The sequence below is a fragment of the Microbacterium halimionae genome, assembly GCF_011761265.1.
GTDB classification, from domain to species: domain Bacteria; phylum Actinomycetota; class Actinomycetes; order Actinomycetales; family Microbacteriaceae; genus Microbacterium; species Microbacterium halimionae.
This window is the reverse complement of sequence record NZ_JAAOZB010000001.1, coordinates 1,606,318-1,622,057: the sequence shown is the minus strand read 5'-3', so window position 1 is coordinate 1,622,057 and position 15,740 is coordinate 1,606,318. Positions and strand designations below refer to the sequence as shown.

Genomic DNA, 15,740 nt, shown 5'->3' with positions numbered 1-15,740 from the left:
CTTGCCAGGCGCTGCTCTCGCTCACGATCTCTTCTCGCTTTCCGGATGCCTTCGCATCCCCTTCTATGCAAGTGAATATAACGCTTACAACGCACCCTCTGCGAAATTATTCCCTGGTTCGCGAATCGGCGGGAATCATAGCCCAGCAAACACAATCCTCGCTGTAGACACTGTGCCGAGTAACCTTTCCAGGTCATGGCCACTATTTCTCAGCCCGCGCCGGCACGCGAACACAAGCGTCGCGTCCCGTTCTGGGATAACGCACGTTTCGCGTGCATAGTCCTCGTGGTGTTGGGTCATGCTCTCCAGCGACTTACATACGACTCCGATGCGGCGTTATCGCTCTATCTCGTCGTGTACGCGTTCCACATGCCAGCTTTTGCGGTGATCTCCGGCTACTTCTCCAAAGGCGGCCAGCAGAGTAAGCGCCAGATGTCGCGAGTCATCACCGACATCCTTGTTCCGTACGTCATCTTCGAGAGCCTGTGGACACTGACAAAGTGGCTCGTAGAGGGACGCGCGAACCCGAATCCGACCGAGCCCTCGTGGACCCTGTGGTTCCTCCTCGCGCTGGGAATCTTCCGCTTACTTCTGCCCTACATTGCGCTCTTAAAATGGCCGCTTCTGTGGACCATCGGGATCTCTATCGCGGCTGGCTATATGTCCAACATCGACTCAACGCTTTCCCTGTCTCGAACTCTCGGCCTGTTGCCCTTCTTCACCCTGGGCTGGTGGTTGAACGAGCATGACCTCGTGCGAAAGCTTCGCCTGCTGCGACACCGACAGTGGTGGCTACCGGCCGCATCAATTGTGGTCTTCGCCACAGCCGGGTGGGTCACATGGACTTTCGCCGGCACCTGGCGTGACGTCAACCTCCGCGAGTGGCTTTTCTACGACGAGGACTACTCCTCACTCGGCATCACCGAGTGGTGGGCCGGTGGCGTGAGACTCGGTCTCATGGCTGTCGCAATACTTCTCATGACGGCGTTTTTTGTACTCATCCCACGAGACACTCACCGTTGGACGCGCTACGGCCAGTACACGATGTACGTTTACCTCTTGCATTCGTTCGTGCTCTACCCGTTGCGCGAATCTGGCGTGCTTCGTGGGCTGGAACCCTCATGGATTTGGCTGCCGACCGTTGCAATCGCCTCCGTTGGGATCGCCGTTGGATTGTCGTCAGCACCGGTGCGGAAAGTCTTCAGACCAATCGTGGAACCACGCCCCAAGTGGCTCTTCGCCGATACGGCATGGACGCGATCCAATGGGCACGACAACGACCCAACCGGCTCGCGCCGTGACGCCGACGCTGCGCCCGGCAAAGAGAGGCCACAACCCTAAGCACAGGTGTCGGTCATGAAGTGAAACATTGACCCGCTCGCCTTAAAACTCGTCGTAGCCTCAACTCATGGACGATGCCAACCTGCCAATTCTGGACCTGTCCCAGCTCGACGCTGGACCCGCTGCCGCTGAGAAGTTTCGCCAAGACCTGCGCGCGGCAACACACGACGTCGGGTTCTTCTACCTCGTCGGAACCGGAGTTAGTCCGGAGCTTGAGGCCCGTCTCCACACCGCCGCGCGGCAGTTCTTCGACCTTCCCGTGGCCGACAAACTCGCCATTGAAAACATAAAGAGTCCACATTTTCGCGGCTACACGCGCATAGGTGGCGAGCTCACGCAGGGTCGGATTGATTGGCGGGAACAGATCGACATCGGCCCCGAACGCGAAGCGATTACGAGTGACGGTGCGCCCGATTTCGCGCGTCTCACCGGACCCAACCTCTGGCCCGACGCACATCCAGAGCTCCGCGAAGTTGCTCTGGAGTGGCACGACCGACTCACGGAGGTCGCTCACAAGCTCCTTGCCGCGTGGGCCGAGTCGCTCGGCGCCGAGCCCACGGTCTTCGACGAGCACTTCGATGACCCATCGACTCTCATAAAGATCGTGCGATACCCCGGCAAAGATGACCCTACGCCGCAGCAGGGAGTCGGTGCACACAAAGACTCCGGGGTCCTCACGCTGCTGTGGGTGGAGCCAGGAAAAGGTGGCCTCCAGGTGCTTCGAGACGGCGAGTGGGTTGATGCCCCGTCTGTCCCTGGCGCGTTTGTTGTAAACATCGGCGAGCTTCTCGAGTACGCGACCCAGGGCTACCTCACGGCGACCAATCACCGCGTCATTTCGCCGCAGCATCCTGATGACCGTATTTCGGTTCCGTTCTTCTTCAACCCAGCCCTCGACGCGCGGCTACCCATCATCCAGCTCCCCGACGAGCTGGCTACGGCTGCGGCGGGCGTTACTCAGGATCCCGAGAACCCCATCCACTCGACGTATGGCGAAAATGCCCTCAAATCTCGCCTTCGCGCCCACCCGGATGTCGCCGAACGCTGGCACAGCGACCTCCTCTCAGCTCGCGCCGCCGCAGTCTGACTCCCCCGCTGAGTACCCACGTCCCACGCCGAAACGCTGCTCGGGCACCGCACCACGCCGATAGACGGATGCCACAGCCCGGCGTTTCACTCGTGCAAGCAGCGTTTCGGCAATGTGGCGGGTACCGCTGGCGGTTTAGAGAGTTAGCGGCAGAAACGACAAGAGCCGCCCCACACCATGGGGCGGCTCTTGAAGAAAGCGATATACGTGGGTGCGCTCAGCGGCGAAGACCCAGACGTTCGATCAACGAGCGGTAACGCGCGATGTCGACGTTCTGAAGGTAGCTGAGAAGACGGCGGCGCTGACCTACGAGCAGGAACAGACCACGACGTGAGTGGTGGTCGTGCTTGTGCTCTTTCAGGTGCTCCGTGAGGTCGCTGATGCGCTTAGTCATCAACGCAACCTGCACCTCGGGGGATCCGGTGTCACCGGGGTGCGTTCCGTACTGTTCGACGATCGCCTTCTTGACGTCTGCTTCGAGTGCCATAAATTTGATCCCCTCTCTTCTCGTTGCGCGGTGCTCCTCGCCGTATGCGTGAGCTCTCTTTAGCCGCGGCCGATTAAACGGCAACCTCCTTACTCTACCAGCCCGACCGGGGCCGCGGAAACCCGCACTATCCGGCACGGCACGAAGGAGGGGCAGGATGCCTCAGCACCCTGCCCCTCCTTCGTGACAGCAGATCAGGCCTGCACAGAACCCTGCAGGTCGAGCTCGATGGTGACGTCCTTACCGACGAGAACACCACCGGTCTCAAGAGCCGCGTTCCAGGTGAGACCGAAGTCTTCACGGTTGATGACGGTCTTCGCCGTGGCACCAGCCTTGTAGTTGCCCCACGGGTCGGTACCGAAGCCACCGAATTCCAGCTCGAAGGTAACGGACTTCGTGGTGCCCTTGATCGTCAGGTCGCCATCGACGAGCAGATCGCCCTTTTCGTAGCGGACACCGGTCGATGTGAACGTGAACGTCGGGAAGTTCTCCGCGTCGAAGAAGTCAGCGGAGCGGAGGTGCGCGTCGCGGCCCTCGTCCTTAGTGTCGACCGACGCGACGTCAACCGTCGCCTCGACCTTGGTGTCGAGCGGGTTTTCACCAGCGGTGATGGTCGCGCTCTTGACGCCGAAGTTGCCACGCACCTTCGAGATCATCATGTGACGCACTGAGAAAGTGACCTCACTGTGTGAGGAGTCAAGTACCCAGGTACCCGACTTGTATCCGGGAAGGTCGATCGTGGTGTCGCTCATGGTTTCTCCAAGTCTGTCGCCGCGCCGTTCGCGGCCTTCGCACAATTCAAACTCACTGGCGGTCGAATCTATTCCAAAGAATAAAAAATCAGCATATTCATAACAAAGAGCGGATGCCGTGACGGCATCCGCTCTTTGTTGAATCAGCGAGAAATTAGCCGACGCTAATCAAATCGATCACGAAGATCAAGGTCTTTCCGCCCAGGAAGTGACCACCGGCCGGTCCGTAGGCAAGGTGGGGAGGGATGACGAGTTCGCGGCGTCCGCCAGCCTTCATACCGGGAATGCCGTCCTGCCAGCCCTGAATGAGCCCACGAAGTGGGAACTGGATTGTTTCGCCGCGACCCCATGAGGAGTCAAATTCTTCACCCGTCGTGTACTCAACGCCGACGTAGTGAACGGTTACTGTGTCGCCGGGCTTAGCTTCGGCGCCATCACCCTCGATCAGGTCGCGCACGACGAGTTCAGCAGGAGCGTCACCCTCGGGTGCATCGATTTCGGGCTTAGTGCGGTTGTCAGTCATATCTCTATCCAAGCATGAGGACCGGCTCGTTTGGGTAGTGGGTCTTGACAGTCCCAGGAGACGGGAGCATTCTGTTTGTACACCAGCTCAGCGCTCGGGAGTCACGCAGGCATCGCCGCGGCACCGGGCGCTGAGTCTTTTCTATGGCACGTCTATGCTGGGCAAGTGGACCGCGAGGAATACCCAGAAGCTCAGCGACTTCTCGACCGCAGCGTCGACGTCATACTCGAGCGAGGCGTCATGAATGTCTCGCTCTCACAACTCGCTCGCGCGGTCGGCTCAAACAACCGGATGCTGTTGTACTACTTCTCGTCGAAAGATCGCCTTTTCACAGAGGCAATTCGCGCGGCGTATGACAGGTATCCGCGTCTGCATGGATTGATGCCCGGGCTACAAAAGCCGGGCGACATGAGCGTGGCCCTCAAGCATGGCTGGCGCCAGCTACGCCACGAAGAGAACCTTCCATACATCACGCTCTTTTTCGAAGCGCTCGCGGCGGCCGCACGCGACCCCGACGCGAACCACGCACACCTTGAGGTGCTGGCGACTCATTGGCCGAGCCACATTCGAGCGGCGTTTTCGCTGCGTGGCTACTCGACGGACGAGGCTGCGACAGCCGCTGTAGAGCTCATGGCACTGTGGCGTGGCCTGCAATTCGCATTGATTTCGGGAACGCCCGCCGAAGTGCTCGACGTCGCCCACGACGCCGCCGTAGACGCGCTCTTCGGCGGCGCTCCCAACGCTACGACTTAGCCGGGAGACGGTCGGCCAATGGCCCTTCGGTCTCACGCATGCGTTCCCGAAGGGTAGATCCGACCGGCGGTGCGAGGCGACCGCGATCACGCAAGCGAGACAGAATCTCACGACCAAACACCTCGACGTCGCGCGAACCAAACGCGGGTTCGATGAGGAACCCGTCGAGATCCGTCTCAGCGGCAAGAGCCTCGATCTGATCGACGACCTGATCGGGATTTCCGACGACGCGGAAACCGCGCGTGCCACGCCCACGTAGCTGGTCAAGAATCTCGCGAACCGTGGGGGCAGGGGTATCCGCACTACCAAGGAAACGCTCAATATTGCTCGTTCCGAGCTGGCCCACGAGCCCGCCAGCTTCCATGATGTCTCGTAGCGTCTTGTCGGGATCGAGGCTCAACAGATCGATGCCGGTGTTGCCGGCGTAAAGGGCCGCAACGATCTCGTCAGTTTGCAGAGCATCGAATTCTGTCTCAAGGGCCCGCGCTTCGGCCTCCGTATCGGCGACGATCGCAGTCATGCCAGCCATAAGACGCAGCTGGCGCGGATCGCGCCCGGCATCCGCAGCACGCTGGCGAATATCAGCGACGCTTCGCGCCGTGTGCGCCGGCACCGTTGCCTGAACGAAAACACACTCAGCATGGGTCGCGGCAAACGCGCGGCCCGCCGGCGAGGTTCCGGCTTGGAAGAGAACCGGAGTGCGTTGGGGCGACGGGGGCGACGTGTAATAGCCGCGCGACTGGTAGTGAGAGCCTTCGAACATCGTGCGATGGATGAGGTCGCGGCGCACAGCGAGCTGCTGGTCCGCGACCATGACGAGGGCGCCGTCTTCCCAGCTGTCCTCCCAATACGAACGCGCGAGGCGAACGTATTCGTCAGCCATCTCGTATCGCACGTCGTGCGGCACGAGCGTCTCGTGCCCGAGCAGTTCAGCTTGAGCGTTCTGCGATGCCCCCGTGACGATGTTCCACCCGATACGACCCGCGGACAGGTGATCGAGTGCGGTAAATCTGCGAGCCATCTGCAGCGGATGGTCAATTCCGGTGGTGGCCGTCACAACAAAGCCGAGGTTCTCCGTCTCGCGCAGGAGCGCGGCGACGAGCACGATCGGGTCGAGAGTCGGGAAATTGATTCCTCGCTCGACAGCGACGGTGCTGATGTCATCGCCAACAATCGGGTAGCCGTACTGGTCAGCCAGGAAGAGGAAGTCGTATCCCGTCTCATCCATGACACGTGCCATCCGCACCCAGCGCTCGGGGTCGAGGAAGTCTTCCCCGTCGTCGAGAGGATGCGGCCAGCTGTGCGTGCCGCCCGTTTGAGGCTGGAAGGATTCGAAAATCCCGAAGTGAAGTTGTGACATCAGCGGTCATCTCCTGTGGTTGATAGCCAGTTGTCGATTTCTGTGCGCGCTCGGGCTTTCGTATCGTCCGATGCGAGAGTGGTCTCGATAGACGTCCACGCGCATGCAGCGAGTTGTTCATCGCTCAAACCGACCTGCTCGCGAGCTGCGATGTATTCGCCAAGCAGACCAGGTCCGAACAAAATCGGGTCATCCGCGTTGATTGAGCAACGAACGCCTGCTGCCAAAAGTGCTTGCAGCGGGTGCTCAGACAAATCATCGACCACGCCGAGAATGACGTTGGACGTCAGGCACACGTCCAGCGGGATGCCGCGCTGAGCAAGTTCGGCGACAAGAGCCTCATCTTCCAGCGCGCGCACGCCGTGCAAAATGCGGTCAGCTTTCAAAGCGTGAATCGCCTGCCACACCGATTCTGGCCCGACGAGTTCTCCGGCGTGTGGGGCTGATTGCAGACCTGCAGCCTTCGCGATATCGAATGCAACAGCGAACTCAGCTGCGGGGTAACCGCGCTCTTCATTTGCAAGGCCCAACGACACGACGCCACGCCCAGCTCGCGCCGCGGCGGCTCTCGCGAGAACGCTAGCCGGTTCGATACCGAAAGTGCGGTCAACTGTGACCATGAGCCCAATTTCAACACCGTGGCGCGCGCCCGCTGCTGCCGCGTACTCGAGGTGTCGATCGAGTGATGCCTCAACCGAACCGAACGTATCGATGTAGTACTGGGGGCTCACACCGAACTCGACGTAATACGCGCCGTCAGCTGCAGCGTCAGCGACCGCCTCGTCAATGAGTCGCTCCAGGTTTTCTTCGTCGGCGAGAACCGCCAAAAGGCCCTGATACATCCCAGCGAATGCGGAAAATCCCGAGAATCCGCTCGTGGGCGGAATGGTCACACCCTTCTGAGCTGCGAGCTCAGTCAGGGTTTCAGGTCTCATTGCCGCTTCGAGGTGCAGATGCAAATGCCCCTTGGGCAGTCTGGCGAGGTCTCGCGCTGCCAGAGTTTCGTCGTGAGCCATTTCTGCGCCTTCCCGGAAAATACATCGAGCATGAACTGATCAGTTCACACTACTGCGTGCATGTTTCAGCTGGATGACGGAATGCTCACAAACTGAAGAGTGCTGACCGGGTAGCTGTCGCCCGCGTCAGAAGAGCCCGCTCGTCATTCTGAGCCTGGTCATCGCGTCCGCTCAACACACGTTGGCGCGCCGCAGCGAGCGAGGTGGCATCCGCAATAAAACTCTTCATGAGCGATGTTTTGTCGCCGTGCAACGTGGCGGCCCAAGCGAGCGCTTTGCGCCGACCCGCACCGGTTGAGAGCATGTCGACTTCTTCGATCGTGAACCATCCCACCGCTGCGTAGTCGCTAAGACGCGCTCTCGTGAGACGCGACTCAGCGCGACGAAGAGCGACGATTCCGAGAATGAAAACGATAAACAGCGGAACCTGAACGAGCGCATAGAGCGCGAAGAAATCGAAAAATACGGCTGATGCATTCCACAGCGCGTGCAGCACAATTGCACCCGCAACTCCCAATATCCACCAGCGGAGCGATGCCGCGGGACGGAGACCGCGGCATGCAGCTATTCCGAGAGCAAGGCCCGTAATACTCGTGAACATCACGTGCGCGAACGGCGACAGGATTCCCCGCATGAAGAACGTCACACCCGTCTGGTCGACGCCACCGGATATGAATGCGATCGCGAAGTACTGGATGTTTTCGGTAAAAGCGAAGCCCGCACCCACAAGTGCCCCGTAGACAAGTCCGTCTACGGGGCCGTCGAAACGGCTCCGAAAAATCAGGAAGATCAATAAGACGCCGAGGCCTTTGGCCACCTCCTCGACGAACGGTGCCTGCACGACAGTCGTCAGCGCGACGGCGATCGCAGACTCTTCGCTGCCGAACAGGAGCGTGATGGCCAGATCGACGCCCAGGGTGATTCCCACTGCTCCGACACCACCCCACGCGACCGCTAGCGCCATGACCGCTGGGGGTTCGGGCTCCCAGCGGTCGATTGCACGTACGGCCAGAAAGACGACAGCAAGAGGTATGAGTGCGAGCAGCATGCCGACGAGCGAGGCCGCGCTGCCGAGTGCGCTCAGAAAGTAGGCGATCAGGATGACGAGCACGATCACGAGCGCACCGACGAGCCAGATCGCCGGTCGCCAATTCGCACGCGACGAGTGCTCGGGTGGAATCGTTGGAAAAGTCACATCCACTGCGGGGATACCGACGACGGCACCCTGCGGAGGTTCTGTCGAAAGTTCCGAAAAGGACGGCGGCGTCAAGCTCGGCCTCGGTCGCTGCGGGCGCTCGTCATCAGACGGGAAAGTCATGGCATCCAGCCTAGGAGAGCTAGCTGGCGCTAGCGTGGAGTCATGCGCTTTGCCCATGTCATTGGTGAAACGGCGAAGACGCCGGAACTAGTGCTCGTTGATGAAGAGGGCGCGACGCTCGTCGGCGACCTTTTCGACGGAGCACCACGTGTACTCGAAGAGCTGATCGCGGGCGGCGACGATCTACTGAGGCACGTGCGCGAAGCGGCTCACGGCGCGAAGCGGCATGAGCTCGCCGACTTCACCTTCGGCTCCGCGGTACTCTCGCCTCCCGTCGTTTTGGCTATCGGCCTCAACTACTCAGCTCATTCTGGCGAGCTTGGTCTTAAAACTGATTCCACACCCACGGTGTTTGTGCTCTGGCCGAATTCTCTCTCGGGCCATGGCAGCACAACCTCTTGGCCGCGAACGTTGAGTGAATCGGTCGACTACGAAGCAGAGCTTGGCGTCATTATCGGCTCCGCCGCCAAGGATGTCAGCGTCGAAGATGCGCTTGAGCACGTCTGGGGATACACAGTCGTCAACGACATCACGGCCCGAGACATCCAGTTTGCGGAGGCACAGTGGTCGCGGTGCAAATCGTTCGATGGCTTCACCCCGACCGGTCCCTATGTCGTTACGGCCGACGAAATCCCAGATCCGCAGGACCTCCATATTTGGGCCGTCGTCGACGGACAGACCGTGCAAGACGCATCGACCGGGCAAATGATTCGAGGAGTGGCGACGTTAATCTCGCATCTTTCCCGGTCGGTGACCTTGCTACCGGGAACGCTCATCTCAACCGGAAGCCCGGGCGGCGCGGGTTACTCTCGAGACCCACAAATCTTCCTTCGCGACCGATCTAAGGTCACCGTCGGCATTGACGGCATTGGTGAGTTGACGACGTACTGCCGCATCCTCGGCTGAGGACACGGCAGTAAGGACGAACCCTGCGGCTAGTTGCAGGTGAGCATCACGCTGACGCCGTCGATCTCGTGGGTACCGGAGCCGTACTGAGCACACAGGTCTGCGTACGAGCCCATGATGGTCGCGAACACGACAATCCCGATAATGACGCCGACAACCATGAATACAGCGCTGAGGATAATTGCGGCGAGCGCGAACCCGTTCTTCTGTCCAGCCTTCCGGCTTTGCACCAGAGCGATAATGCCAAGCACGAGCGCGACGATCTGAATGAAGAACGAAAGAATAAAGGCGACGATGCCCATCGTGCGCCCGGGGCGCTCGGTTGAAGCTGCGGCCGGCGGTGGCGGCGGCGCGTTGTAGGCGGACGGTTGAGGCGTGGGGTCAGTCATGATCTCTCCTCGTAGTGTGGGACGAACGTTATGAACGCTAGCGCTGCGGATGCCTCGGCCACAATCACGCCACGGACTTTCGTCATTCTGTAGTGGTATCGACGGTCGGAGCGATGATCGGAATCGCCATAGTCATTGCTTGCAGTCCAGACAGTCGCGCGGGCGACAACTGTTTCGTGACCTCGTCGCGCGACATGAGTCCAGCCTCGATGACGAGGTCGCCGACATTCCGACCCGTCAGCAGCGCAGTCTTCGCGAGAGCGGCCGCAGCAGCGTAGCCAATGAACGGCGTCAGCGCCGTAATCACTCCGACCGAGGAGCCAACCATCGCTCCCAGTCGGTCACGGTTGGCAGTTATTCCATCGATGCAGTTGACCCGAAGAGTCCATGTCGCTTGGCGCATCCACGTAATCGACTGAAAAATAGAGTGCGCGATCACGGGCTCGAATGCATTGAGCTGAAGTTGCCCAGCCTCAACAGCCATCGTCACCGTGGTGTCTGCCCCAGCGACGGCGAACGCGACCTGGTTCACGACCTCGGGGATCACGGGATTCACCTTGCCTGGCATGATCGATGATCCCGCCTGGCGTGCGGGCAGATTGATTTCGCCAAAGCCAGCCTGTGGTCCGCTGGAAAGCAACCGCAAGTCGTTGCAGATCTTGGACAACTTGATGGCGTTGCGTTTCAAAGAAGCCGAGAACGACATGAACGAACCGGTGTCACTCGTCGATTCGACAAGATCGCTTGCCGTTTCGAGGTCGAGACCCGTAATCGAGCGCAGATGACCGAGCACAGCGGCCCCGTACCCACTGTGCGTCGTAATGCCGGTTCCGATTGCTGTGGCACCCATATTGATCTCCGCAAGGAGAAACGCGTTTTCGCGAAGACGACTTTCATCCGCGCCGAGAGTCGTAGCGAACCCGTGAAACTCCTGGCCAAGAGTCATCGGCACGGCATCCTGCAACTGCGTGCGTCCGACTTTCAAGACATCGTGAAACTCGACAGCTTTCGCGCTGAACGATCGGCGTAAGAGCGCGAGCTCAGACAGCAGAGTCTGCAGAGTGAGCGCGAGCCCCACCTTGATCGCCGTCGGATAGACGTCGTTGGTCGACTGGCTTCGGTTCGTGTGATCGATGGGCGACAGAAAGTCGTAGTCACCCTTCTCGCGACCAGCGATCTCGAGCGCGATGTTGGTGATGACTTCGTTCGCATTCATATTTGTCGAGGTGCCAGCACCTCCCTGAATAACACCAACGACGAACTGGTCGTGGTGATGCCCATCGATCACGCGCTGTGCAGCTCGGTCGATGAGATCGGCTTTCTCACCTGAGACGACACCAATGTCGCGGTTGGCCCGGGCCGACGCCTGCTTCACCATCGCCAGTGCGACGATCAGATCGGGATACACAGAGATGGGTCGCTTACTGATCGGAAAGTTCTCAAGGGCACGCGCGGTGTGTATCCCCCAATACGCATCCGCTGGGATTTCCAATGAGCCGAGCGAGTCAGTTTCCGTGCGTGTACGCGACGTTGCGTCCGAAGCCATGTGGTGTCCTTTTGGGTCACAGAACGAGCAGAATAACTCCGAGCCTACTCACCGAGCCGGTTTGCGCGAGAAGAGGTTGAGCCGCTCCTCAGGCGTTCGTGCCGCCATTCGTTCAACCCACTCTTCCGAGAACGTTTCGGCAGTTTCGGACTCCACGACCGGCACGACAGCATGAGTGATCGTGTCGTCATAAACGTGCACGAGTTGAAATGACTGCGCGGCATCCATACCGCCCACAGTCATCGCCGGGCGCGCGAGATTCATGGTGTAACACGTCGCCGAAGCAACGCTCACGGGAACTCCAGCAAATGTGCCACTCGTCGAGTAATGGAGATGCCCCGCAAGGATGCCGCGCACGTCACTTCCCGCTATCACCTCTGCCAACCGGCCCTGGTCACGAAGTTCCAGAATGTCGAAAAACGGAATGTGAGATGGCAGCGGTGGGTGATGCATCGCGAGGAGCGTGCCGAGTGGAGCAGGAGTGGAGAGCACACCGCGTAACCACTCCAGCTGCTCTTCATCGAGATCTCCGTGATGCCACCCTGGCACGGATGTGTCGAGCGTAACGAGCCGTAGCCCGTTGAGGTCCCAGACGTCAGTAATGGGCGACGTATCCTCGGGCGTGAGTAGTGCGTCGAATATCTCGGCACGAAGCGGTCCCCGCTCATCGTGATTACCCGCAACCCAGATGACCGGCGCCCCCAGTCGTTCTGCTACCGGCTCTACAACCTCTCGCAGTGCTCGATAGGCCTCCGGCTCACCGAGGTCGGTGAGGTCACCAGTGAAGACGATCGCGTCCGGCGCGACCTGCAGCGACTCGATCGCCCGTAGCGTGCGGCGAAGATTGTCCGCGGCGTCGTATCGACCGCCAAGCGGCTTGTTTCCTGCGAGAAAGTGAGTGTCACTCACGTGCACGAGGACGCGTTGCGCGGGCGGGTATTGGCCGAATCGCGGACTTATCACCGACATGTTGTTCAGCGTACGTGCCCCCACCCCCATCCGAACGACCGACCGCACCGAACAACTCGTGACGACGACGAGAGGCATCACCATGACTGCAGCACACAAGGCGCGCTTCATATGGCTCGCGGCCCTCAGCGGTGTGATTGCGGCCGCGGTCTTTCTGGCCGCAGCCGAACTCGTCGCTCTCGCTTTTAGCGCCGCCGCTAGTCCGCTTCTCGCCGTGGGTGGGTTCGTCATCGACGTCGTGCCACGACCACTGAAAGAACTAGCGATATCGACATTCGGGTCGTTCGACAAGGTCGCGCTTCTTCTCGGGCTCGGCCTCGCTGTAGTGGTCGCAGCAGCGCTCGCTGGCATTTTGCAGTACAAGCGCCCACCGCTCGGGCACGTGCTCCTTGGGATTGCGGCGGTGCTCTCGGGAGCAGCAGTTCTCACGCGCGCTGGATCACAACCGCTCGCACTTCTCGCGCCCGCGGCGGGTCTTGGCGCCGCTATCGTCATCTTGGAACTTCTCACCCGACGTTTGAAGGCGTGGCGCGACTCCCACTCTCCCGATACCGATGACGCCGACAGCACGAAGCCGAGTCGCCGTCGTTTCTTGGTGTTCGCCGGCATCTCAACGCTCGGCGCTGTCGTTGTCGGAGTCGGTGCACGCGCGATTTCTGCAGCCACCTCGTCGGTTGATGCGCTCCGCCAAGCGCTTTCACTTCCCGACCCGAAATCACGCGTGACGGTTCCGGACGGCGCCGAGCTCGATATCGACGGCCTCTCGTCGCTGTACACGCCGAATGCAGACTTCTACCGGGTTGACACGGCACTCACTGTGCCGAGTGTTGATCCCTCGACCTGGCGGCTGGTCATCGATGGGATGGTCGGCGAGCGCGTGGAACTCAGCTTCGACGATCTCGTCGGCATGGGACTCGACGAATACTCGATAACCCTGACCTGCGTCTCGAACGAAGTCGGTGGCAACCTCGTGGGATCGGCGAAGTGGCTGGGAATCCCCGTTCGCGATGTTCTCGCCAAGGCCGCGCCCTCCGCAGACGCCGACATGGTGCTCTCACGTAGCGCTGATGGCTACACCGCGAGCACCCCCCTCGATGCGCTCACCGACGACAACCGTGATGCCATTCTCGCCGTCGCGATGAACGGCGAACCGCTACCAGCGGAGCATGGTTTCCCCGTGCGGATGGTTGTCCCCGGCCTTTACGGCTACGTTTCCGCGACGAAATGGCTGACGGAACTCACCGTCACTCGTTTCGACAAGGACGAGGCGTACTGGACCCCGCGCGGCTATGACGCAAAGGCACCAATCAAGATGTCTTCCCGAATCGACACTCCGCGACCGGATGGCGCCGTCACGGCAGGATCTATCCCAATCGCTGGCGTCGCGTGGGCACAGCACGTCGGAATCTCACGCGTCGAGGTTTCCATCGACAACGGCGACTGGGTGGCGGCAACGCTTTCGAATCCGGTGAATTCCGACACCTGGGTGCAGTGGTACGTCGACTGGGATGCTGCCCCCGGCACTCACTACCTTGCCGTGAGAGCAGTCGACGCTGATGGTCAGGTTCAAACTGAGGAACGCGCCGCTATCGCGCCCAATGGCTCAAGCGGATGGCAGCGCACGCTCGTGACGGTCAAGTAGACCGCAACGAAATGAGTGGTATTGCAGATCAGTGACCGACAACGATGAGCGCGAGTCCTGCGAGCACAGCGAGGCCTGACATTGTGAAGGAAACGTATGCGAACACTGACGCGATTGCTCGTTGACGCGCGGTGAGTGGGCTCTTTTTGGCAGCCTTCGCCGCGGCCTTCTCCGCGCGCGCGATCTCTTTCGGCTTCAGTACTGTGATCGCGTCAGTAAAGTCTGCTGGGGCGACAACTGGAGCTTTGCCTGCCCGCACCAGGAGACGGAGTCCAAGGGCATAAAATCCAACAACCAGGGTGGCGCCGAGGAGCGCAGCTACGAAAACCTGAGCAAACGCGAGCCAATCGATGGCGATACTCACGAAGGATCATCTCCGTTCTCTGTCAGGTCGGCTTTCTTCTTGCGAGCAGCGCGCTGGCGCTTCGTCAAGGGCGGGTTCTTCGTGACCTTCACGGCGTGGCCGGAGTCGGCAACTTCGCTCATCGCGTTGTCTGCGTTGACCGCGTCGCGTCGTGAACGCATGAAGAGCGCCAACACCACGATCACGGCGGCGACAGCGTCAACAGCAATCCCCCACCCACCCCAAAGAACTACCAGCCACGCGGCGAATGCACCTACTGCACCGGCCGCCGGGAGTGTGAGCAACCATCCGATGGCGATGCGCCCGACTGTGCGCCACCGCACGAGAGAACCGCGCCTTCCGAGACCCGAACCGATAACGGATCCCGAGGCAACTTGAGTCGTCGACAAGGCGAAGCCGAGCGCGCTCGAGGCCAAAATCGTCGACGCTGTCGATGTCTCTGCTGCAAAGCCCTGAGCGGGCTTCACATCGGTCAGTCCCTTCCCGAGCGTGCGAATGATTCGCCATCCACCCATGTACGTGCCGAGCGCAATGGTCAAACCGCATGCGAGAATCACCCACAGCTGCGGATCGGCGTCCGCTGAGTTCTGCCAACCCGCCATGATCAGCGCGAGCGTGATCACTCCCATTGTCTTTTGAGCGTCGTTAGTGCCGTGAGCGAGCGCGACCAACGAAGATGTGAAGATCTGGCCCCACCGGAAGCCATCGCGTCCGTCAGGTTTCTTGTCGTGGCGACGGGTGACGGCATACGCCAAACGCGTCGTGAGGAAAGCGATCAGCCCTGCGGTGAAAGGTGCGATCACGGCCGGCAAGATGACCTTGCTCATCACAACACCGAAATCGATGGCCATGGCACCGACACCCACCAGGGTCGCTCCGATGAGACCGCCGAACAGCGCGTGCGACGAGCTGGATGGCAGCCCCAAAAGCCACGTGAGCATGTTCCACGTAATGGCCCCGATGAGACCCGCGAAAATCAGAGGCAGAAAAAGCTCCGGAGTGATCTGATCTTCACGAATGATTCCGTGCGAAATCGTCTTCGATACTTCCGTCGACAAAAATGCGCCCACGAGGTTCAACCCGGCCGCGAGTGCGACGGCGACTTTGGGCTTTAGCGCACCGGTGGCGATGGGCGTAGCCATCGCATTGGCGGTGTCGTGAAAACCATTCGTGAAGTCAAAAAAGAGCGCGAGGCCAATGACCAGAACGACAATTACTACTGCGGTTTCCACCGTTCGCTTTCCGTAGATGCCAGGCAAAATCTGCCGAGTGAATCGGCGGCGCGAA

At 60.3% G+C, this 15,740-nt stretch carries 16 protein-coding genes; 5 read left to right on the top strand and 11 right to left on the bottom strand.

Going from position 1 to position 15,740, the window contains the following annotated elements; translation table 11 throughout:
* Nucleotides 1-195 precede the first annotated feature (195 nt).
* Nucleotides 196-1,341 (top strand): acyltransferase family protein, encoded by a 1,146-nt coding sequence (locus tag FHS06_RS07425; RefSeq protein ID WP_167047467.1) that lies wholly within the window; start codon nucleotides 196-198, stop codon nucleotides 1,339-1,341.
* Between the two features lie 67 nt (nucleotides 1,342-1,408).
* Complete coding sequence (locus FHS06_RS07420) at nucleotides 1,409-2,428, top strand: isopenicillin N synthase family dioxygenase (RefSeq protein ID WP_167047464.1); 1,020 nt, start codon at nucleotides 1,409-1,411, stop codon at nucleotides 2,426-2,428.
* Between the two features lie 217 nt (nucleotides 2,429-2,645).
* Here FHS06_RS07420 and rpsO read toward each other — a convergent pair whose 3' ends face one another.
* From rpsO to FHS06_RS07405, 3 genes are all read right to left on the bottom strand, one after another.
* Nucleotides 2,646-2,915: a 30S ribosomal protein S15 gene (gene rpsO, locus FHS06_RS07415; RefSeq protein WP_165138826.1), complete on the bottom strand. Its 270-nt coding sequence runs from the start codon at nucleotides 2,913-2,915 to the stop codon at nucleotides 2,646-2,648.
* Between the two features lie 194 nt (nucleotides 2,916-3,109).
* A complete protein-coding gene (locus tag FHS06_RS07410; RefSeq protein ID WP_167047460.1) occupies nucleotides 3,110-3,667 on the bottom strand; it encodes a YceI family protein in 558 nt (185 codons plus the stop codon).
* A 154-nt stretch (nucleotides 3,668-3,821) separates the two neighbouring features.
* The gene (locus tag FHS06_RS07405; RefSeq protein WP_167047457.1) at nucleotides 3,822-4,190 is read right to left on the bottom strand and encodes an FKBP-type peptidyl-prolyl cis-trans isomerase; all 369 of its coding nucleotides are present in this window, start codon (nucleotides 4,188-4,190) and stop codon (nucleotides 3,822-3,824) included.
* 165 nt (nucleotides 4,191-4,355) lie between these two features.
* Here FHS06_RS07405 and FHS06_RS07400 point away from each other — a divergent pair, with 165 nt between their 5' ends.
* Nucleotides 4,356-4,943, top strand: coding sequence for a TetR/AcrR family transcriptional regulator (locus tag FHS06_RS07400; protein ID WP_167047454.1), 588 nt, complete (start codon nucleotides 4,356-4,358; stop codon nucleotides 4,941-4,943).
* Here the strand turns inward: FHS06_RS07400 and FHS06_RS07395 are convergent.
* From FHS06_RS07395 to FHS06_RS07385, 3 genes are all read right to left on the bottom strand, one after another.
* Complete coding sequence (locus tag FHS06_RS07395; RefSeq protein WP_167047451.1) at nucleotides 4,933-6,303, bottom strand: NtaA/DmoA family FMN-dependent monooxygenase; 1,371 nt, start codon at nucleotides 6,301-6,303, stop codon at nucleotides 4,933-4,935. The genes FHS06_RS07400 and FHS06_RS07395 overlap by 11 nt on opposite strands.
* Nucleotides 6,303-7,319 (bottom strand): adenosine deaminase, encoded by a 1,017-nt coding sequence (add, locus tag FHS06_RS07390; RefSeq protein WP_167047448.1) that lies wholly within the window; start codon nucleotides 7,317-7,319, stop codon nucleotides 6,303-6,305. The genes FHS06_RS07395 and add overlap by 1 nt, the downstream gene beginning before the upstream one ends.
* 85 nt (nucleotides 7,320-7,404) lie before the next feature.
* On the bottom strand, nucleotides 7,405-8,637 hold the full coding sequence (locus FHS06_RS07385; protein WP_167047445.1) for a PrsW family intramembrane metalloprotease: 1,233 nt from the start codon (nucleotides 8,635-8,637) through the stop codon (nucleotides 7,405-7,407).
* A 42-nt stretch (nucleotides 8,638-8,679) separates the two neighbouring features.
* On the opposite strand from FHS06_RS07385, the gene FHS06_RS07380 reads away from it, so the two are divergent.
* Complete coding sequence (locus FHS06_RS07380; protein WP_167047442.1) at nucleotides 8,680-9,543, top strand: fumarylacetoacetate hydrolase family protein; 864 nt, start codon at nucleotides 8,680-8,682, stop codon at nucleotides 9,541-9,543.
* Nucleotides 9,544-9,572: 29 nt separating this feature from the next.
* On the opposite strand, the gene FHS06_RS07375 is transcribed toward FHS06_RS07380, so the two are convergent.
* The 3 genes from FHS06_RS07375 to FHS06_RS07365 form a co-directional block, all read right to left on the bottom strand.
* The gene (locus FHS06_RS07375; RefSeq protein WP_167047439.1) at nucleotides 9,573-9,932 is read right to left on the bottom strand and encodes a DUF4190 domain-containing protein; all 360 of its coding nucleotides are present in this window, start codon (nucleotides 9,930-9,932) and stop codon (nucleotides 9,573-9,575) included.
* 82 nt (nucleotides 9,933-10,014) lie between these two features.
* Entirely contained in the window at nucleotides 10,015-11,478 is a 1,464-nt protein-coding gene (locus tag FHS06_RS07370; RefSeq protein ID WP_167047436.1) for an aspartate ammonia-lyase, read from the bottom strand.
* 48 nt (nucleotides 11,479-11,526) lie between these two features.
* Complete coding sequence (locus FHS06_RS07365) at nucleotides 11,527-12,447, bottom strand: phosphodiesterase (protein WP_167047433.1); 921 nt, start codon at nucleotides 12,445-12,447, stop codon at nucleotides 11,527-11,529.
* Nucleotides 12,448-12,529: 82 nt separating this feature from the next.
* On the opposite strand from FHS06_RS07365, the gene FHS06_RS07360 reads away from it, so the two are divergent.
* Nucleotides 12,530-14,089, top strand: a complete 1,560-nt coding sequence (locus tag FHS06_RS07360; RefSeq protein WP_167047430.1) for a molybdopterin-dependent oxidoreductase — start codon at nucleotides 12,530-12,532, stop codon at nucleotides 14,087-14,089.
* Between the two features lie 28 nt (nucleotides 14,090-14,117).
* On the opposite strand, the gene FHS06_RS07355 is transcribed toward FHS06_RS07360, so the two are convergent.
* Both FHS06_RS07355 and FHS06_RS07350 read right to left on the bottom strand, forming a co-directional pair.
* Entirely contained in the window at nucleotides 14,118-14,453 is a 336-nt protein-coding gene (locus FHS06_RS07355; RefSeq protein ID WP_167047427.1) for a peptidase, read from the bottom strand.
* The gene (locus tag FHS06_RS07350) at nucleotides 14,450-15,685 is read right to left on the bottom strand and encodes an inorganic phosphate transporter (protein WP_167047424.1); all 1,236 of its coding nucleotides are present in this window, start codon (nucleotides 15,683-15,685) and stop codon (nucleotides 14,450-14,452) included. The genes FHS06_RS07355 and FHS06_RS07350 overlap by 4 nt, the downstream gene beginning before the upstream one ends.
* Nucleotides 15,686-15,740 lie beyond the last annotated feature (55 nt).